The sequence below is a fragment of the Prevotella sp. TF12-30 genome (assembly GCF_003436715.1).
In the GTDB taxonomy this organism is placed as follows: domain Bacteria; phylum Bacteroidota; class Bacteroidia; order Bacteroidales; family Bacteroidaceae; genus Prevotella; species Prevotella copri_A.
In genome coordinates this window covers 30,685-49,708 of the sequence record NZ_QSQJ01000016.1, presented here as the reverse complement: position 1 = coordinate 49,708, position 19,024 = coordinate 30,685, and the positions used below count along the sequence as shown (strand labels likewise).

Annotated in this window: 16 protein-coding genes, 1 pseudogene and 1 riboswitch; of the genes and pseudogenes, 10 read left to right on the top strand and 7 right to left on the bottom strand. The window is 46.2% G+C overall.

What is annotated here, in order from left to right:
* Positions 1 to 85: 85 nt before the first annotated feature.
* Positions 86 to 1,258, bottom strand: a complete 1,173-nt coding sequence (locus DXD25_RS07970) for an MFS transporter (RefSeq protein WP_117662749.1) — start codon at positions 1,256 to 1,258, stop codon at positions 86 to 88.
* A gap of 159 nt (positions 1,259 to 1,417) precedes the next feature.
* On the opposite strand from DXD25_RS07970, the gene DXD25_RS07965 reads away from it, so the two are divergent.
* From DXD25_RS07965 to DXD25_RS07945, 5 genes are all read left to right on the top strand, one after another.
* Entirely contained in the window at positions 1,418 to 2,284 is an 867-nt protein-coding gene (locus DXD25_RS07965) for an SGNH/GDSL hydrolase family protein (protein WP_233522230.1), read from the top strand.
* An 842-nt stretch (positions 2,285 to 3,126) separates the two neighbouring features.
* A complete protein-coding gene (locus DXD25_RS07960) occupies positions 3,127 to 3,513 on the top strand; it encodes a VOC family protein (protein ID WP_117662747.1) in 387 nt (128 codons plus the stop codon).
* 27 nt (positions 3,514 to 3,540) lie between these two features.
* Entirely contained in the window at positions 3,541 to 4,059 is a 519-nt protein-coding gene (locus tag DXD25_RS07955; RefSeq protein WP_117662745.1) for a methylated-DNA--[protein]-cysteine S-methyltransferase, read from the top strand.
* A gap of 39 nt (positions 4,060 to 4,098) precedes the next feature.
* Complete coding sequence (locus DXD25_RS07950) at positions 4,099 to 5,346, top strand: MFS transporter (RefSeq protein WP_117662743.1); 1,248 nt, start codon at positions 4,099 to 4,101, stop codon at positions 5,344 to 5,346.
* A gap of 71 nt (positions 5,347 to 5,417) precedes the next feature.
* Positions 5,418 to 5,906 carry a DUF4186 domain-containing protein gene (locus tag DXD25_RS07945; protein ID WP_117662741.1) on the top strand — a complete coding sequence of 163 codons (489 nt, stop codon included), beginning with the start codon at positions 5,418 to 5,420 and terminating at the stop codon, positions 5,904 to 5,906.
* A gap of 226 nt (positions 5,907 to 6,132) precedes the next feature.
* On the opposite strand, the gene DXD25_RS07940 is transcribed toward DXD25_RS07945, so the two are convergent.
* Complete coding sequence (locus DXD25_RS07940; protein WP_117662739.1) at positions 6,133 to 6,399, bottom strand: hypothetical protein; 267 nt, start codon at positions 6,397 to 6,399, stop codon at positions 6,133 to 6,135.
* Positions 6,399 to 6,510: riboswitch (SAM-I-IV-variant riboswitch) on the bottom strand. It overlaps the preceding gene by 1 nt.
* 251 nt (positions 6,511 to 6,761) lie before the next feature.
* On the opposite strand from DXD25_RS07940, the gene DXD25_RS07935 reads away from it, so the two are divergent.
* Entirely contained in the window at positions 6,762 to 7,901 is a 1,140-nt protein-coding gene (locus DXD25_RS07935) for an ATP-binding protein (RefSeq protein WP_117662737.1), read from the top strand.
* 50 nt (positions 7,902 to 7,951) lie between these two features.
* Positions 7,952 to 8,365: a secondary thiamine-phosphate synthase enzyme YjbQ gene (locus DXD25_RS07930; protein WP_006846346.1), complete on the top strand. Its 414-nt coding sequence runs from the start codon at positions 7,952 to 7,954 to the stop codon at positions 8,363 to 8,365.
* A gap of 29 nt (positions 8,366 to 8,394) precedes the next feature.
* On the opposite strand, the gene DXD25_RS07925 is transcribed toward DXD25_RS07930, so the two are convergent.
* From DXD25_RS07925 to DXD25_RS07905, 5 genes are all read right to left on the bottom strand, one after another.
* Positions 8,395 to 9,150, bottom strand: coding sequence for a hypothetical protein (locus tag DXD25_RS07925; RefSeq protein WP_117662735.1), 756 nt, complete (start codon positions 9,148 to 9,150; stop codon positions 8,395 to 8,397).
* Complete coding sequence (locus tag DXD25_RS07920; protein WP_117662733.1) at positions 9,140 to 9,382, bottom strand: DNA-binding protein; 243 nt, start codon at positions 9,380 to 9,382, stop codon at positions 9,140 to 9,142. Before DXD25_RS07920 ends, DXD25_RS07925 begins: the two co-directional genes overlap by 11 nt.
* Before the next feature lie 6 nt (positions 9,383 to 9,388).
* Entirely contained in the window at positions 9,389 to 10,357 is a 969-nt protein-coding gene (locus DXD25_RS07915) for an SPFH domain-containing protein (RefSeq protein ID WP_117662731.1), read from the bottom strand.
* 227 nt (positions 10,358 to 10,584) lie between these two features.
* A complete protein-coding gene (locus DXD25_RS07910; protein ID WP_117662729.1) occupies positions 10,585 to 11,919 on the bottom strand; it encodes an MFS transporter in 1,335 nt (444 codons plus the stop codon).
* A gap of 9 nt (positions 11,920 to 11,928) precedes the next feature.
* Positions 11,929 to 15,792 (bottom strand): DUF4922 domain-containing protein, encoded by a 3,864-nt coding sequence (locus DXD25_RS07905; RefSeq protein WP_117662727.1) that lies wholly within the window; start codon positions 15,790 to 15,792, stop codon positions 11,929 to 11,931.
* An 80-nt stretch (positions 15,793 to 15,872) separates the two neighbouring features.
* On the opposite strand from DXD25_RS07905, the gene rlmN reads away from it, so the two are divergent.
* The 3 genes and pseudogenes from rlmN to DXD25_RS07890 form a co-directional block, all read left to right on the top strand.
* Positions 15,873 to 16,943, top strand: coding sequence for a 23S rRNA (adenine(2503)-C(2))-methyltransferase RlmN (gene rlmN, locus DXD25_RS07900; RefSeq protein ID WP_117662725.1), 1,071 nt, complete (start codon positions 15,873 to 15,875; stop codon positions 16,941 to 16,943).
* Positions 16,944 to 16,956: 13 nt separating this feature from the next.
* On the top strand, positions 16,957 to 17,904 hold the full coding sequence (locus DXD25_RS07895; protein ID WP_158556315.1) for a DUF4837 family protein: 948 nt from the start codon (positions 16,957 to 16,959) through the stop codon (positions 17,902 to 17,904).
* 6 nt (positions 17,905 to 17,910) lie between these two features.
* Positions 17,911 to 18,999, top strand: a pseudogene (locus DXD25_RS07890) (PdxA family protein); the annotation flags it as partial.
* Between the last annotated feature and the right edge of the window lie 25 nt (positions 19,000 to 19,024).

Genomic DNA, 19,024 nt, shown 5'->3' with positions numbered 1-19,024 from the left:
TCATTAAGGGCAGAAACAATTACCATTAAGGATAAAAAGAAATATCGTGGTGAATAACATCACTATGAATCATATTCACCAGCAGTCAAGATATTCTCTTTTCCACCTTTGCGGCAACAAACGCGATCATCAGACCAAGACAGGCGGCGATGCTGATGGCGATGCGGAGTCCGGTGGCCTCAGCAAGCCATCCGATAACCGGTGGTCCTACCAGGAAACCGAAGAAGCTGATGCTCGAAACGATGGTGATGGCGATGCTCGCCTTGATGGTTCCCAGCTTTCCGGCGATGCTGTAACAGATAGGCACCGATGAAGAGATGCCGAAACCTACCAGCAGGAAGCTCAAAGTGGCAGGAATCAGATAAGGAAAGGCAGCAGCCAGCCACAAACCGCCCAATATCAAACCACCACAAACCTTCAACACCCTGGCTGGGCCGTATTTCGTAACAAAGCCATCGGCAAGGAATCTACCCAGAGTCATCGCTCCCATGCCAGCCACATAGCCCGCACGGATAAAAGCCTCATCGGGTTTTACTACTGATGAGAAATACACACCACTCCAATCATAAACAGTTCCTTCACAGAACATGCCTGCAAATCCCATCAATCCCAGGAGAAAAAGAATCGGGTCGATAGTCTTGAACGAGAACTTCGGAACATCTTCCTCCTCCGCCTTCGCTGTAGCATCATCTACCAGGTATCTGAATCCGATAGCGATAATGAGAAGACTCATCGACAAGACAGCTCCAAAGTGAACCTCTATCGGAAGCAGGGTATTGGCAAAGACGGCTCCAATGATACCACCCGAGAATCCGCCCAAACTCCACAAGCCATGAAACGACGACATGATGTTGCGCCCATACATTTTCTCCACCAGACAAGCCTGCGTATTGGTAGCGATGTTCATCAGATTTGCCATCATTCCGAAAGCCATCAGAGAAAGAATCAGCTGGAACACCGTACTGCTGCTTCCCATACAGAACAACACGAAAGCATAGAGCACCTCAGCAAGCAGAATCATCTTCCTGCTGCCAAACTTACTCACCAGAACGCCCGAAAAAGCCATCATCAGAAGCTGGCCGATAGGAATAGCGAAAAGCACCGTTCCCAACTGGCCGTTGCTCAGATGCAACATCTGTTTAACATCAGGAATACGGCTTGCCCAACTGGCAAACACCACTCCCGGTACAAAATAGTAAGCCGCAACAGCCACTCGCTTGCGAACCAAATCACTCAAATGATTCAAACTTACAGTCATCCCTCTTAATACCTTATTTAATAATACCGATTTTTTGTTTTCGGCTGCAAAATTACTAAAAAAAGCAGAAAAAGAACGATATTTGAACAAAAAATATAGCTTAGTATGAGATTTTTGCCGTACCTTTGCGCCTAGAAAGAGATTAAAAACAAACTAGCAATGAAGAAACAAACAATGATTACCCTGGCACTCGCCTTGACTTTGGCGATGCCAACCATGCCCGCCTTCGCCCAGAAAGCGATGAGCAAGAAAGAAATCGCCGAAAAAGAAAAGGCTTTCAAGAACCTTCAGCATCCCTGGAAGGGAAAGAAAGTGGCTTACTTCGGCGACTCCATCACCGATCCGAACATCAAGGCTTCTAAAGTGAAATACTGGGGATTCCTGCAGGATTGGCTCGGCATCACCCCATACGTTTATGGTGTGAGCGGCAGACAGTGGAACGACATTCCCCGCCAGGCAGATAAGCTCCAGAAGGAGCATGGCGATGATTTTGATGCCATCCTCATCTTTATGGGTACCAACGATTATAACAATGGTGTGCCTATCGGCGAATGGTACACTGAGACTTTCGACAGTGTGAGAGTAGCCCTTCACAAGCCAAGCGAAATGGCACAGCGTCGCCACCGCCATTTTGCCATGGATAAGAACACCTTAAAAGGACGCATCAACATCGCCATGTCGAAACTGAAGCAGATGTATCCTACCAAGCAAATTGTGGTGATGACTCCTGTGCATCGTGCCCTCTTTGCCAGTGGTGACAAGAACATTCAGCCAGATGAGATGTACGAGAACGTACGTGGCATCTTCTTCGATGAATACGTGAAGGCGATTAAGGAGGTGGGCAATGTTTGGGCGGTGCCGGTCATTGACCTCAACTCCCTTTCTGGTCTCTTCCCTCTTTACGATGCAGGTGCCCAGATGTTCAACAAGCCGGATACCGACCGTCTTCATCCTAATGATGCCGGTCATGCCCGTATGGCAAAGACCATCATGCAGCAGCTCTCCGCCCTGCCTTGCGACTTCTAGAGAAGGGGCAGCGGATATTGAAATCGCCCACCAGCTGATTTCCGCTTGCACAACAGCTGTTGGACGAGCGCATATCAGCTGTTATGCAAGCGCACAACAGCTGTTGTGCGGCTGAAGATATAGGGTTCTCCGGCTTATAACATTAATTCTTCCGACAACAAGTAAAGGTTACTCCGAAGACTATTTACGTAAAACCGATGCAACGATGATAGTACTTACAAGCAACTATGATAGTACTTACAAGCAACAGCGATAGTACTTACAAGGCGCAAAGACTTTACTGAGAGGTCGCCATGATAGTACTGACGAGGCGTAAAGCGGCTTGTAGCGCTTCTTGCCTCACTATGGCACAACATTGCCGCTTACCATACCCATAGGGGTACAGAATTCTCCATTCACACTTAAATGGTTGATTATGTGCATACTATGGTAGTCGTGAAAGGAGAATAAAAGTTGAATTGCTGTTTTTGAGAAGCTATTTCTGAAGGTGACTTTATGTTGAATCGGCTCAAAATACCATTGTATATTCAAGTTTCGCAAGTTCAGAAGTTAAAGGAGTTATCGCTCCCTGCGGTCGCTGAGGAGTTAAGTCATAACCTTAATGATAGTTTTACTGGCAAAGTAAATGAAAATATGGCAAAACTCAAAGAAAAGTTCAATAAAAGTATAATATATTATAAATAAGAATGCGATATTGTACTTTATCTTGCGAAATCTGAAAATATTTATTATTTTTGCACAATAAGTACAATATAACGCACTTAATGGCATGAATATTCAAGAAGTAATGAAATCCCAGCGTAAGTTCTTGGGCATTACCGACATTTAAACATTCATAAGATATGAAACTTAACAAAATCCATCATGTAGCCATGATTTGCTCCGACTATGTGAAATCCAAGCATTTCTACACAGATGTGCTCGGAATGAAGATCATGAGTGAAAACTATCGTAAGGAACGTGACTCATGGAAAGCTGACTGCTGGCTTGATGACAACTATGTCATCGAGTTATTCTCCTTCCCTAACCCACCAGCACGTCCTTCCTATCCGGAAGCAGCCGGTCTGCGCCATCTTGCTTTTGAGGTAGATGATCTTTCGGATGCAATTGATGAACTTGACAGTAAAGGCATCGCTCATGAGCCTATACGCACGGATGAATATACTGACAAGCGATTTGTATTCTTCAGTGACCCAGATGGTTTGCCGATAGAATTGTATGAAAAATAAAGATTCCGTTTCATCGTATTTGATAGAATGCAGCAAATAAACATCCAATATTACAACTCGCCCTGCGGAGAGTTAATTCTGGCATCTGTGGGTGATGATTTGTGTCTTTGTGATTGGAATGAAATGCCATGTGCAGAGCGCAATAAGCTTCGGGTTTCGCAGTATATGAAGGCTGAGTTCAAAATTGAGACAACCCCTATCCTGGAACTTGCCAAGAAGCAGCTGAATGAATATTTCACCGGCATCCGCAAGATATTCGATATTCCGTTGCGTCCTATAGGAACCGATTTTCAGAAAAAAGTATGGCATGCATTGCTCAACATACCCTACGGAGAAACAAGAAGCTATAAGGAAATAGCCATAAGTATGGGTAACCCCAATGGCACAAGAGCCGTGGCTGGTGACATCGGAGCTAATGGCATCAGCATTTTCATTCCCTGCCATCGTGTTATCGGTAGCAATCATTGCCTTACAGGTTTTGCCGGAGGATTAGACGCAAAGAGAAGGTTATTGGAGCTTGAAGCAGAAAAAAACATAAAAAGTTGATTTTCAAATAAGAGAGTAAAAAACAAATGAACAAAAGAAATGAACATCAAGTCTATAGGCAGTAAAATCAAGGGAAATCCTACGATGGTAGAGGGTACTGTGTATTCCATGCTCATCATCTGTAGCATTTCCCATTTCCTGAACGATATGATTCAGTCGATCATCCCTTCCATCTATCCGATAGTGAAGGATAAGTTCGATTTCTCGTTTGCACAGATAGGCATCATCACGCTGGTTTTCCAGATGACATCTTCTATTCTGCAACCTTTCACAGGACTTTATGCCGATAAGCATCCCCGTCCCTATGCCCTCTCCATCGGCATGTGTTTCACATTGGTGGGTCTGCTCCTGCTGGCTTTCGCCGAGAATTACTTTCTGATTCTCCTGGCAGTGAGCGTTGTAGGTCTGGGTTCGTCCGTGTTTCATCCCACAGCATCGAGAGTGGCACAGATGGCATCGGGAGGCAAGAAGAGTCTGGCACAATCCATCTTCCAGGTGGGTGGCAATGGAGGTTCTGCAATAGGACCATTGCTTGCAGCCATCATCATCCTGCCTTTCGGTCAGCATGCCATCTCCTGGTTTGCCCTTGCAGCCCTACTGGCCGCCATCATCATGGTAAGACTGGGAGTCTGGTATAAGGCACGATTGGCTTACGTGGTGAACCATCCGCAGAAACAACCGCTTCTCAACACCCATATCTCTAAAAGGGTGAAGTATTGGGCTCTGTTCATCCTCATCATGCTCGTGTTCTCCAAGTATTTCTATACGGCGTGCATTACGAGTTACTTCACCTTCTTCCTGATAGATAAGTTCGGTGTTTCGGTGCAGACTTCGCAGCTGTGCCTCTTCGTATTCCTTGCCGCCTTTGCCATAGGTACCGTAGCAGGAGGCATGCTGGGTGACAAGTTTGGCAGAAAGTATGTCATCTGGTTCTCCATTCTGGGAGCAGCCCCTTTTGCCATCGCCATGCCTTTCGTCAACTTCACGTGGACCATCATCTGTACCTTCCTTTCCGGCTTGATCATTGCCTCGGCATTCTCTTCCATCGTGGTATATGCCACCGACCTGATGCCCGATAAAGTGGGATTGATAGCAGGCATTTTCTTCGGACTGATGTTTGGACTGGGAGGTCTGGGCTCCGCTTTCTTCGGCTGGCTGGCCGACAAGACCAGTATTGAGTTTATCTTCCAGGTGAGTGCCTTCCTGCCATTGCTCGGCATCATAGCAGGATTTTTGCCGAATACCCAGAAGAAAAGCGTTGAAGGAACTGATGAAAATGCCAAGTAAATGAAAAACGTTGATTTTAAATATATCCATAAAATATATAGGGGATTAATTGATATAGGAGATAAATAGAAATGAAAAAAGATTCAAGGGCAAACCATACTAGATATGTAGAGCTCAATTTGTTTTCTGAAGAGAAAGAGGATCATCAGAAAGATTCTGTCTCTTCTGAAAACAAGGAAAAACATACCTCTCCTGACAAAGAGTATGACTTGACGGATCTGTTTGAAAGACTTTCCAAATCCGCATTCCGCAGCCGTTTTCACCTTTCGAAGAGGGATAAGGAATATATTGCAGAAAAGGGCTTGGCAACCATCCGTAAGCATGCAGAGGATTTTGTTGCCAAACGCCTTGCTCCTGCCGTTATACCCAATGACGGCAAACAGACACCAATGAGAGGGCATCCTGTATTTATAGCCCAGCATGCTACAGGCTGCTGCTGTCGTGGATGTTTCTTCAAATGGCATCACATACCTGCCGGAAGACAGCTGACAAAAGAAGAACAGCAATATGCAGTAGCGGTATTGATGAAATGGATTGAAAAACAGGTTAAAAAAGCATGAAGTTTTGGCAGCAAAGCTTAATTTAATTATCCTTTGTTGCCAATTCTGCAGAGTATTCTGCCAAGATTAGCAAAAACTGTTCGACCTGTACGGTCGAACAAATTCTGCGTCATTTGCGAATTGAAAATCGGCGGCCGAAGGGAAAGCCAAATCTGCGTGACCTTCATCCGACCGCATTGGTCAAAAAAATCTGTGGAAATCTGTGAAATCCGTGGGAAACATTCCCCTACTTCCAGCAGTAATCAATGCCTCGCTTCTCGCACTCTCCTCGCAAGGCGGCAAGGAAGTAACTGCGCTCGCTGCCCCAACCACGAACCTTGCGCTCGTGATCCACGGTCTGCTTCAAACGCTCATCACTGTAAGCGGCAAAACGGGCAGCATACGCTGAAATTCTTGACTCGGCATAGCCTGCATCAACAGTTGAAGACTCGGCATTAGCTGCCATTACACTCTCATTGTTCTTTTTGTTCTTTAAATCTGAATTTGGATTCATAAAGATAATTATTTTAAGTTGTTAAACACTTACACATTCTTTTACCACCGTGGTTATCTCTATGCGAAACTCGGTTGGTGTGCCGCAACTGGGCAACTCTTAATGCTTGATTTCGGATGCAAAAGTACATCATTATTTTGAAACCACCAAATTTTTTCGAAACTATTTTTCTTCTTTTTTTCCTTCTTCTAAGAAGAAGATTTTTCGGGGTAGCAGATAGCAAGGAAGAGAATTCCTTAAATGGTTAAACTTTCCTATATTTGCATTATAATAGTATCATAATAATAAAATTATAATTATCTTTGCACCATGATTATCAGAAAGATATAGGACAATTCAAAAATAATAAAGAAGATAATATAATGATAGAGAATCCGTTTATTCTGCGAGGATACATATCCGACGCTTACTTCTGTGATAGAGAAAAGGAAACCATCGACTTGATAAGAGAAATCAAGAATGGCAATAATATCACCCTGATTGCACCTAGAAGAATCGGCAAAACAGGGTTGGTGCAACACGTCTATGCACAGGAAGAAATCAAGGATAAATACTATACATTCCTTGTAGATATTTATGCCACAAAAACCCTAGCCGATTTCATTCAGGAGCTAGGCAGAAGTATTCTGCAAAGTCTGAAACCTAAAGGCACCAAAGTAGTGGAACATTTTCTTAACTGCCTCCACTCACTCCGTTCGTCCATCAGCTTCGACATGAATGGCGTGCCTTCGTGGGGAGTAGATTTGGGAGAAATCACCAGTCCAACCACAACGCTCGATGAAATTTTCCATTATCTGGAGAGCGCTGATAAGCCTTGCATCGTGGCCATTGATGAATTTCAAACCATCAGCAGCTATAGAGAAGCAAATGTGGAAGCCATACTGCGCACTTACATTCAGCACTGTCATAATGCCAGTTTCATCTTTGCAGGATCTCAGCGTAACATGATGTCGGAGATGTTCTTGAGTCATGCCCGTCCTTTCTACCAAAGCACCTCCATTAAAACACTGAAAGCTATTGATAGAGAGGTATATGCAGACTTTACCACTCGTCTTTTCGAAGAAAGACAGAAGCATATCAAACGAGAAACCATTTATCAGATATACGACCGTTTTGACGGCATCACCTGGTATCTGCAGAGGATGCTCAACAAGATTTTCTCCCTCACGGAAAGGACTGATGATAAGATGATGGAAAGGGCTGACGATAAGATGATGGAACTGGCACTCAACTCGATTATAGACGAGAGTGCTTTTGCATACGAAGCACTCCTCTTTCAATTGCCAGCTAAGCAAAAGGAACTTCTCTTTGCCATCTGCAACGCTGGCAAGGCTCAAAACATCATGTCATCGGCATTCATCAAGAAGCACAATCTTCCTTCCGCCAGTTTTGTACAAGGTGGAATCAAGGGATTATTAGAGAAAGATTTTGTTACAGAGACGGATGGAACTTACGAACTGTACGATAAGTTCTTCGGTGAATGGCTGAAAAAGGAATTATAAAGAATACTGATATTATTATAAAGAATAAGAATATAAATAAAAAGAAGAATATGATACAGCAAGTAGAATTTTCATTGCGCCCGCTTCCTCGCGGTTTTCACCTCGTAACCAACGAGGTGATGAGGAACTTGCCGGCGCTGCCTAAGACGGGGATTCTGAATCTCTTCGTAAGACATACCAGTTGCGGATTGTCGCTGAACGAGAACTTCGATCCGGATGTGAGACATGATTTGAAGGGTATCTTCGAAAGACTGGTTCCAGATGGCGACCCAAGATACCTGCACCAGGATGAAGGACCTACGGATATGTCGGCACATGCCAAATCGAGCATGGTGGGTGTATCGCTCACCATTCCTATTACCAATGGCAGACTGAACCTTGGTACATGGCAGGGAATTTACCTCTGTGAATTCAGAGAGGGAGGCGGAAGCCGACACCTCATCGCAACGATTATCGGGGAATAAATAACCGTTGCGACGAATCGGAGACGCCTCTATTTCCTGGATGAACCGGAGGCGTCTTTATCAATTTCACGGAAAAGGCCGAAGTATCTCTTGCATACCCAGACGATGCCGACAACCATTGCTATGACGAGGATTCCTCTTAAAATTCCACTTAATATCTTTGGCATACAATCCCAAATAGGCAGAAGATGCATCGCAAAACCTAAAACCGCCGTCAATACCAACACACCGATGGTCAAGAGTTTCTCGTTTTTGATAGCTGGCTCAGGATTCTCTACTTCTACCAGGTTTCTCAACTGGTATATCTTATAAAAAAAGAATACACCGTTCAGACATAAAAGAACACAGCAAACGATCACTCCACCCACAAATACAGGCTCACTTCCGATAAAATCCATACAACTAATCCATAACCAGAAGAGGGCTGACCATAAAGCTGCATAGCGATCCAACAGAGACAGGTAATATACCTGTCTGGCATTGACTATCTTGACGAAAGGAAAGTCATTGGCCTTTGGATGATAGCTGTGAAGCAAACAAGCAATAGGGAAAAAAGTACCCATTCCAGCCAACAGAAGAAGATAAGGCAAATCATCAGATGTGGCATGAATGACATTCCTGATGGTGAGCAGCCACATGGCAAGAACCAGGATTCCTACAATAATTTCAAAGACCCTGGCACTTGTAGAACGATAGATCTTGACTTGCGCAAAGATGCCAGCCTGCTCTTCCTTATCGCCATTTTTGAATAAACCGAGCACAAAATTAAATATTTTATTCTTCATCTTTCTTTTCCCCTCCTATTTGATTTGAATCGACTTCTTCCTTCGTTTTCTTTGATGCAGCCTTCTTTTTCTTCGGCAGTCTGCCAGCCTTGCGCAGCGCTTCGGCGATGATCCATTGCAGCTGGCCGTTGGTTGAGCGGAACTCATCCTCCGCCCACGCTTCAATGGCACTCATCGTTTCCGAATCAATGCGCAATATAAAATTCTTCGTATTTGTTTCTTTTTTAGCCATACTTTTTTAATGATTCAATGTTCCCGTATTTACTACAGGCTGGGCGGTATCATCGCCACAGAGCACTACGAGCAGATTGCTGACCATGGCAGCCTTCTTGTCGTCATCAAGCTCTACCACATCCTCATCACTCAACTTCTGCAATGCCATTTTCACCATCGACACGGCACCCTCTACTATCTTCTCTCTGGCAGAGATGATGGCTGAAGCCTGCTGGCGACGAAGCATTACGGCTGCTATCTCCGGAGCATAAGCCAGATAGTTGATGCGGGCCTCTACCACCTCGATACCTGCCATTGCCAATCGCTCATCGATGCGAGCTTCCAACTCCTTATTAATCTCGTCACTTCCATCTCGAAGCGTAATCTGATTCGACTTTCCACCCTCGTCATCATCGTAGGCATACTGTCCAGCTACCTGTCGGAGAGCGGCATCTGCCTGAATCTGGACAAAGCGGCCCAGCATGTTCATGATCTGTGCAGCAGAAGCACCAATGCCAGCCTGACCTGTAGAACCCTCAGCCATGGTCTGGGTATCAATCTCGAAGATAGCCTTGTAGGTATCCTTCAGTTTCCACACCAGCACCATACCAATCATAATCGGATTACCCGTCTTGTCATTCACCTTGATAGGTTCGGCATCGAGGTTACGCACACGAAGCGAAAGCTTCTTCTGACTGATAAACGGATTCAGCCAATAGTAACCCGGCTCTGTAAAAGTGCCACGATACTTACCGAAGAAAAGCAATACGCGAGCCTGACCCGGCTCTACCAGGATGAAACCGCAAACGCAGATGATACTCAGGATGAGAAGCAACACGCCGCAAACGCCACAGACATTTGCCAGCCAGCCTTCTTGCGAAACGCAGGCAAATATAAACAAGCCAACTCCAGCCAGGAAGCCGATGATGTTTAACACTAACATCAGGATGCCATTCAAGGTCTTTCCCTGATACGTAAATTCCTTATTCTCCATAATTTTACTTTATTTATTACGTTATTGATATTGATATCATTTTGATATCGCAAATATACGATATTAAAATGATATCACAAGGGCAGAAGAAAAAGATTTCAAATACTTTAACCTAAAAAGGTCGTTGGGACGATACCCAACGACCTTTTCTCAGATTTTCACCTATTTATATATAGAAAACAGTTTCTATCTTCATATAGAGATAGATTCTGTCTTCTATAGAAATATTATTCTATCACTTCCATTTCTTCCTCTTCTATTTCCTCCTTGATTTCCTTCTCTTTCTTTCCGAACTCAGGATCTATCTTCAGGAAAGCGGTAACCAGGAAGGTGATGGCGCAGCATGCCATCACGATAATGAAGAACAAGCGATAGCCTACCATATCTTTCAGATATCCCGAAACCATACCTGGCAACATCAAACCTAAATAAGAGATACCTGTACAGATGGAATAATGGGATGTCTTGAACTTGCCCTGGCTATAGAACAGCATATAAAGGGTAAGAACCGTGAAGCCCAAACCATAACCGAACTGCTCGATAAAGAGACAGCTTGAAACCACGATAATGTCGCTATTGAGTGAGTAGCTCAAATAGATGTAAACCACATCCGGCAGGGTGATGGCGCAAACCATCGGCCAAAGCCATTTCTTCATACCATCGCGGCTCACCAGAATACCGCCGATGATGCCACCCAGCAGCAAACCGATCAGTCCCACCGTACCATTGGCAAAACCATATTCCTGCGGAGACAATCCCAGTCCGCCCTGTGAATTAGGACGAAGGATGAAGGTCTTGGTCATCGTATTCAAGAGTGCTTCCGGGAAACGATAAAGCAGGAGGAAGAGCATCACACAGATGGTTTCTCCCAATCCGAATTTCACAAAGAAGGTGCGGAACATATTCTTCAGTTCGTGCGCCACTTCGCCCACCGTTCTATCGGTCTGCACATCCTCCTTCGGACGCGGCATGAACCGGCTATGATAAAGCCACAATCCGATGAACATACCTGCCAATCCATAGAAGATAAGCGCCCATGAGAAGCGAATCTGGTTACGGAACAGCACCTGGAGAACACCAGCCAGCATCACCAGGAATCCATTCACGAAGATGATGGCAAGGCGATAGAAGGTATTTCTCAAACCCACGAACTTGGTCTGCGTATGCTCATCCAACTCTATCATATAGAAACCATCCGCCGAAATATCGTGGGTGGCACTACAGAAGGCGATGAGGAAGAAGAAACACATCGTTGCCTGGAACCAGAATGCAGTAGGCAGCGAAAAGGCGATTCCGGCAAGAGCTGCTCCGATGAGCGCCTGCATCGTCAATACCCACCAGCGCTTGGTCTTCAGCAGGTCGATGAATGGACTCCACAAGGGTTTGATAACCCAAGGCAGGGCGAGCCATCCGGTATAGAGACCCACCTCAGCATCGGTCAAGCCCAACTGCATATACATAACCACAGAGAGGGCTGTCACGATAACGTTAGGCAGTCCTTCCGCAAAATAGAGGGTCGGAATCCAAGCCCATGGATTCCGACTATTTTTCTTTGTTACCATTTTACATCACTATTTATAGAGTTTCTTGATTTCTGCACCCTGATAATAGTGCAGGAGAATGGCATCATACAGATAACCTTCCTCTCCCATCACAGCAGCACCAATCTGACAGAGACCTACTCCATGGCCCCATCCTGCACCGATGAGTTCGAAACGCTGAGGTACTCCCTGCTCATCTTCATCCTGTTTATCTACCACAAAAGCAGAACTTAAAAGATGAGAATCGCTGAGCGCACGTCGGATTTCGAGTTCCTTACCGATGGTGAAGGTCTTCTCGGTACCGATAATCTGGAGTTTGCTGATTCTTCCACTCTTACCTCGCTCCACGGCCTTCAGGTCGAGGATGGCACCAAAGTCCATCTTCAGTTTGTCAGCGATAAGCTGCTGGAGTTTCTCCTGAGTGAGCGTTACCTTCCAGCGATAGAAATCGGCAGTCTCCTGGTCATAGTCATTCAATACCTGCGAAAGAATCTTCTTGTCTGTCGTATTGCAGAAAGCAGGTGGGTTCGAGCGAATCCACTTCTCAGCCTCTTCCTCGCTGGTAAGATCAGGCATAACCTTTGCATCCTCTACACCCAAGGCAATATCCCTTACGGCTGTGAGATAATTCTTCGGCGTATTCTCCCAGCAATACTGGAACTCTTCGGTAATACCGCCACAACACTTCGAGAATCTGGCATCACAAATCTCATCACCATCCAGCAGAACCTGTCCTCTGGTGAGTCTTACCGCCTCTGCCACATGTGGTGAGGTTTCCTTCGTAATTCCCTGATAACGCTGACAGTGGTCATCGGCACAAACATCGAAAAGAGTATGATCTTCGCGATCGTACCAACGGATGAGCATATCCTCCTTCTTCACGAAAGAGAAGAAATTGTTGCCACTCTCCGCCACCTCTCTGCGATGCTGCATCTGAGCCAAAAGCCAAGAACGGGAAATCACGGCGTGCGCCTTCAGGAGTTCGAGACTGGATGTGGCACTCATCTCACTACTGATGACACTCTCCAGATATTTCTCTACAGGCAGCTCATTAATGGCTAAAATCTTATCAGATTCTACCAGGAATCTCAGCGTACCCAGGAAAGTCTGGGTTTCCTTGCGTTCCCAATGGAAGTTTACACCGATGGTTACATCACTCAAGGAGAAAGAGGCATTCGAGCTCTGCGGATGGAAAGTCAGTGAACTATACTGATTTCCGTTCCAAAGCACGCCACCTTCTGAGAATTCCACCTCCTGCTCACCAATCACGATTTCTCCCTTGGCAAGATAAGGTTTGTTGAGTATGAAATGAACCTTCTGCGCACTCACGATTCCAACAGTTACTTCCGGCTCCTTACCATTATTATATAAGGCAGAAGCTCCGACAGCAGCCTTAGCCTCCTTTGCCGCCTTCAGCTTGTTAACGATAGTCTCTACCTTCTCTGGACTGATGCCGCATTCCTGCAAGATAGCAGTAGCCTTTTCATCGGTGAGTTTACGGAAATCTTCCTCACGAGGAGTAATGATGAGTCCGCTCATATCAAGTGCTCCCGGCGAAACCATCACCTGTGCATCCCCTTCAGCAAAGTAAGCATCTGGTCGATGTTTCTCTCTTGGGATAACCACAGTGATGAATTCTTCACACTTACGCCAGGCAACGATGTTCATCATTGGCTCTTTCTCGTCGCCACGATGAGGCAAAGCCTTGTAAAGTCGGCGGAAGAGGGTTTCATCACTCTCTTCACTCTTCGAGATGATAACAAAGGCTGGCACGATGAAATCGCGAACCAATGCAATCTTCTCATCATCATTCAGCGAGATGATATCGGTAAGATTACGGGAAAGGCGCTGCCAGTTTGCCTGCAAAGGAAGAAGTCCACTAGAACCAGCCTGGAAATGCAGGTGGTCTGGAGCAGAAGCTCCACACTTCGGACCATTATAGAATACCATCAAGTCGCTGTGCAGACTCAGGAATCTATGCATCTCACCATAGTTCTTATAAATGAGCTGATACTGGTGTTTGCGTGCCGGGATCGTGAAATGGATTGGCAAGATAGGGAACGGATTCACCAACAGCTGGAACTTGTCGTCTATCTGCTGCACCATCTGTTCTTCCGGACGATTGGCAGCACAGAGGAAGCAAGGGCGCTCGCTCAATGCCTTCTTGTCGATTTTGGCTCCCGTGCTTACCATACGAGCCGGATTCCACTGCAACTTCACAAACTCAGAGAGAGTCCTGGTCTCTACGTGCTTGAGGTCGCGATAACGATGGCGTGCCTCCCCCCATTGCTCCAACTGTCGATTGAAGAATCGGGAAATACTGCTATCTTCCATGATATCAGCCTTACCCAACAGCATTTGCTGACGTGCCTTCAACTCCATGGTGCGCAAACGGTCTTTATAAAGATTATTGGCGTTCACCTTTTCTATACTGAGGGCAGCATCAGAGTTTCCTCCCCAGCGACGACAGAGGTAGAGTTCCTCATAGATTCTGCCGATGCGGTAGCGGCGAGAGAAAGCCAAGCCCATCGCATAGTCCTCGCCATAGCTGGTATTAGGAAACGGTATCTGTCTTGCCAACGGGGTAAAGAAAGCACGAGGAGCGCCTAATCCGTTGATGCGCAAGGCATTGTTGCATCCATTCTCCTCGGTCCACTCCTTATGGTCGATAAGTCCAGGAGGAAGGGTCTGCAGCTCGAAGTTGCACATACGATAAGAACCCACAATCATCGCAGCCTTCTGCTGATAGAAAGCATCTACTATCTTCTGCAGTGTATCGGTAGAAGAATAGAGGTCATCGCTATCGAGCTGAACGGCAAACTTTCCGCAAAACTCGCTAGAGATGGCCAGATTCCAGCATCCACCTATTCCAAGGTCTTTGCTTGCAGGTTGGAGCAGGAAGAGACGTGGACTATCAGCTATTTTCTGCACGATTTCACCGGTACGATCGGTAGAATGATTATCTACGACGATGACATTGAACTTGAAATTGGTCTTCTGGCTCATTGCACTAAGCACTGCGTCTGCGATGGTCTTCTCTCTATTGAAAACTGGGATGATGACAGATGCCTCATATTCAAAGTCCTGCTCATCAAAATTCGGCTGACGATAGTAACAGGTATCAATCAGAGCGCCCAATTTGCCAAGATGCTGGGTACAAGCCTTTTCCATTTCTATCTGCACCTCCCTGTTACGAGGATTCACATAGTCAAACTGCTTCTCACCGCTCTTGCGATTGTCTCTCTCAGTCTCGGTATAGAGATACTCATTGATATGGAAGATTTCTCCCACTCGACTCAGATAAAGTCTCAGGTCGTAGAGACCTGCATAGAGGTATTCCTGACGATCGCGCTGAGCTACATAATCACGGAGAGCCTGTGCCTTGATGAGCCAGAGGCTTCCAAAATCGAAATCATCACGGAGTGAACCCTGCTGATAGTCGATTACCGGATGCTTTTCCAACTTAGAAACTCTCAGTGATTTCTCCTGCTCAGAAGCATCTTCACCCAATGAAGCCTGGAACTTGGCAGTTTCCTCCTCATCCAACACCTTCGTATAATGGTCGGAGTAAACCATCACAGCTCCCGTGTCATCAGCCACACGGAGAAAACGCTCCAATGCGAGATTGCCCCATTGGATATCTGTATTTTTGGTACAGATCAACACATAGTCGGCATCGGTGTTCTCAGCGATGCTCTCTACAGTGTTAGAACTCTCAAGGCGGTCAACGGCAATGAAGGTGCAACCTTCCGGCACCGGATGCTGGGCAGCGAAGTCAGCGTTCACCAGGAGGTTGATATGCTGTACTGTTTTGTCTTCGTGAAGATCTATGGTCGTAAATCTAGCTTCCTGTAGGTCGTCACAAGGCAAGAAAAGATCTATTTTTTCTCTCATTTTCACCTTATTTTAGCTTATTATATTAAAATATGTGGCAAAGATACGAATTTTTCAGCAAAAAAGCGTATCTTTGCAGTATGAATAATGAAAAAAAATATCTTTTAGGTCTTACACTTGCTGAATTGAAGCAGGTGGCTAAGGATCTCGGCATGCCTGCCTTCACCGGCGGACAGATGGCGAAGTGGCTCTATGAGCAGCACGTAAAGAGCATTGATGAGATGACCAACATCTCGAAAGCCAACCGTGCCAAGCTCGCTGCCGAATACGAAATAGGATGCGCAGAATTCTCTGACGCACAATACTCTGTGGATGGTACCATCAAGTACCTCTTCCCTACCCGAAGCGGCAAATTCGTAGAAACGGTCTATATCCCGGATAAAGACCGTGCCACCCTCTGCGTTTCATCACAGGTGGGCTGTAAAATGAACTGCCTCTTCTGCCAGACAGGAAAGCAGGGATTCGAGGGTAGCTTACCTGCCGGCGACATCCTGAACCAGATTTACTCGCTGCCTGAGGTGGACAAGCTCACCAACATCGTATTCATGGGACAGGGCGAGCCGATGGACAATCTCGACAATGTGCTTCGTGCCACTGAAATTCTCACCGCCGATTACGGTTGGGCGTGGAGTCCGAAACGAATCACTGTAAGTTCTGTGGGCGTGAAGAATAAGCTGAAGCGATTCCTGGAAGAGAGCGAATGCCATGTGGCAATTTCAATGCACGACCCGATACCATCAGAACGTGCAGAACTGATGCCTGCTGAACGCGGAATGAGTATAGAACAGGTGGTAGAGCTTCTGAAGAACTACGATTTCTCTCATCAGCGCCGCCTGAGTTTCGAGTACATCGTATTCAAGGGAGTGAACGACAGTATGCAGCATGCCAAGGCCATCATCAAACTGGTAAAGGGGCTTGATTGCCGTTTCAATCTCATCCGCTTCCATCAGATTCCCGACATCCCGCTGCAGGGGGTGAACGATGAGAAGATGGAGCAGTTCCGTGATTACCTCACTTCCCATGGGGTTTTCACCACTATCCGTGCCAGCCGCGGCCAGGACATCTATGCAGCCTGCGGTCTGCTCAGCACCTCAAAAAAGATCGGAGAAATCCGACATCATGAGGATGAGAAGCAGAAAGAGGAGATGTAGAGAGAATAGCATAATGGTGAGAAAAACGATAACGTTCCTTTTCCCGTTCTATCTTATATTCGTTCTCCTGACAAGTTGCGATATAACAGGTAAGAACGGGAAAAAGCCAGCCAGCACGGGACAACCTTACGAGGTGGTACTCGAGGGTGATACCGACAGCATCGTGACAAAGATGCTGACGGAGGATGTGACAGGACTGCCCCAACCCGAACCACTCTGCCGACTGATTCAGGTGAAAAAGGGCAAGACACAAGGCAGCTATCTGCTCGTCAGAACCCGAATCGTCGTGAATATTGGAGAGCGGGATTTCTCCGTCAGGCTGAGCCACGACGAAAATGCTGCACCGCAGAATATCATCCGCATTACAGCCCGCTCGGCACAGCTGTTGCGGGAAAGACTCAATGGCGAAAGACTCCGCCGAATCGTGGATGAAGTAGAGTTGAAACATCTGGCGGATATCATCTCCTGCAACCCCAGCAAACAAAACAAGGAGATGCAGGACGAAATCAAGAAGATGTTTGGAATTGACATGAAGATTCCGGTCTCGATGAACGCCAGCAAAAAAGCAAAAGACTTCATCTGGATCTCAAATAATGCAAGTACGGGAATGCAAAACCTGCTCGTGTTTAAAGTGAAGAGTGAAGAACGAAGAATGAAGAATTCAAATGCAGTTTCTGCAGATGACAAAGCTCAGATCGACAGCATTCTTCGAACCAACATGCCCGGTGAAACCGACAGCATGTATATGGTGATTCCAGTTCTTTCAGAAAGAGGGCTCTGGGAGATGAAGGGGGATGCCATGGGAGGACCTTATGTCATGCATCGCATTCATAAGTCAACAAGCCAAGCAGAAATTCAGCAAGGCTACGACCTCTACATCATCGGCTTCGTCTATGCTCCCGAAATGAAAAAGAAAATATTAATCAAGCAGCTCGAAGCTGCGATTTCTACTATAAAATAAGTATTAATGGACAACAAGAAAATCAGGGTGGCTATCACCCACGGAGATACCAATGGTATCGGATATGAACTCATTTTTAAGGCATTCAGTGAGCCAGAGATGTTGGAGTTTTGCACCCCAATCATCTATGGTTCACCTAAAGTGGCAGCTTATTATCGCAAGGCGATGAATCTGCCAGCCCAGTTCTCTATCATCCAGAAAGCAGAAGATGCAGAAGATGGACGTATCAACCTCCTCGCAGCCGTAGATGAAGAGGTTAAGGTAGATATGGGACTTCCTACTGATGAATCAGGAGCTGCAGCCATCAAAGCACTCGACCGTGCTATGACCGACTATCGCAACAATCTCTATGATGTCTTGATTACAGCACCAGTAAGCAGTCAGAACGTCAAAATAGAAGGATATACCTTCAAGGGACACAAGGAGTACATCGAAACATGCATCGGCGACCGCAACAGTTCCCTGAGCATCCTCATCGGAGACGACCTCCGTATCGCAGCTATCACAGAAAAGACACCTTTGGCTCAAGTAGCTGGAGCAATCAGTCAGGAAAGTATCGTGAGCAAGACAACATTGCTCTGGCAGACATTGAAGCGCGATTTCCTCATCACCAATCCACGTATCGCCGTACTCGCCCTGAATCCTAGCATCAACGAGGAACAGAGTTGCGGCAAAGAGGAACGCGAAATCATCATCCCTGCCATCGACCACCTTGCAGACAAGGGAATCCAGGCGTTTGGTCCTTACCCTGCAGACGAATTCTTCGGCAGCGGTTACTTCAGCGAATTCGATGGAATCATGGCAATGTACTACGATCAGGCTACCGTGCCATTCCATGCTCTCTACAACGAGGATGGCGTGCTCTACACTGCAGGCTTGCCACTCATCCATACCGCAGCCAACACAACTCCTTGCTACTTCATGGCAGGCTGCAACGAGGCAGACCCAACATCATTCCGCCATGCTATCTTCACGGCACTCGATGCTTTCCGCCATCGCGAAACAAGCGACGAGGTGGGTACAAACCCGCTGCCAAAACTCTATCACGAGAAGCGAGACGAAAGTGAAAAGGTTCGCTTCTCTATCCCTAAGAAGCACGCTCCATCTCCATTCCCTTCAA

What these genes read in the sequence shown, in the direction of transcription:
- DXD25_RS07970 (WP_117662749.1), bottom strand. Translation starts at nt 1,258, where the DNA reads ATGACTGTAAGTTTGAATCATTTGAGTGATTTGGTTCGCAAGCGAGTG.
- DXD25_RS07965 (WP_233522230.1), top strand. Translation starts at nt 1,418, where the DNA reads ATGAAGAAACAAACAATGATTACCCTGGCACTCGCCTTGACTTTGGCG.
- DXD25_RS07960 (WP_117662747.1), top strand. Translation starts at nt 3,127, where the DNA reads ATGAAACTTAACAAAATCCATCATGTAGCCATGATTTGCTCCGACTAT.
- DXD25_RS07955 (WP_117662745.1), top strand. Translation starts at nt 3,541, where the DNA reads ATGCAGCAAATAAACATCCAATATTACAACTCGCCCTGCGGAGAGTTA.
- DXD25_RS07950 (WP_117662743.1), top strand. Translation starts at nt 4,099, where the DNA reads ATGAACATCAAGTCTATAGGCAGTAAAATCAAGGGAAATCCTACGATG.
- DXD25_RS07945 (WP_117662741.1), top strand. Translation starts at nt 5,418, where the DNA reads ATGAAAAAAGATTCAAGGGCAAACCATACTAGATATGTAGAGCTCAAT.
- DXD25_RS07940 (WP_117662739.1), bottom strand. Translation starts at nt 6,399, where the DNA reads ATGAATCCAAATTCAGATTTAAAGAACAAAAAGAACAATGAGAGTGTA.
- DXD25_RS07935 (WP_117662737.1), top strand. Translation starts at nt 6,762, where the DNA reads ATGATAGAGAATCCGTTTATTCTGCGAGGATACATATCCGACGCTTAC.
- DXD25_RS07930 (WP_006846346.1), top strand. Translation starts at nt 7,952, where the DNA reads ATGATACAGCAAGTAGAATTTTCATTGCGCCCGCTTCCTCGCGGTTTT.
- DXD25_RS07925 (WP_117662735.1), bottom strand. Translation starts at nt 9,150, where the DNA reads ATGAAGAATAAAATATTTAATTTTGTGCTCGGTTTATTCAAAAATGGC.
- DXD25_RS07920 (WP_117662733.1), bottom strand. Translation starts at nt 9,382, where the DNA reads ATGGCTAAAAAAGAAACAAATACGAAGAATTTTATATTGCGCATTGAT.
- DXD25_RS07915 (WP_117662731.1), bottom strand. Translation starts at nt 10,357, where the DNA reads ATGGAGAATAAGGAATTTACGTATCAGGGAAAGACCTTGAATGGCATC.
- DXD25_RS07910 (WP_117662729.1), bottom strand. Translation starts at nt 11,919, where the DNA reads ATGGTAACAAAGAAAAATAGTCGGAATCCATGGGCTTGGATTCCGACC.
- DXD25_RS07905 (WP_117662727.1), bottom strand. Translation starts at nt 15,792, where the DNA reads ATGAGAGAAAAAATAGATCTTTTCTTGCCTTGTGACGACCTACAGGAA.
- rlmN (WP_117662725.1), top strand. Translation starts at nt 15,873, where the DNA reads ATGAATAATGAAAAAAAATATCTTTTAGGTCTTACACTTGCTGAATTG.
- DXD25_RS07895 (WP_158556315.1), top strand. Translation starts at nt 16,957, where the DNA reads ATGGTGAGAAAAACGATAACGTTCCTTTTCCCGTTCTATCTTATATTC.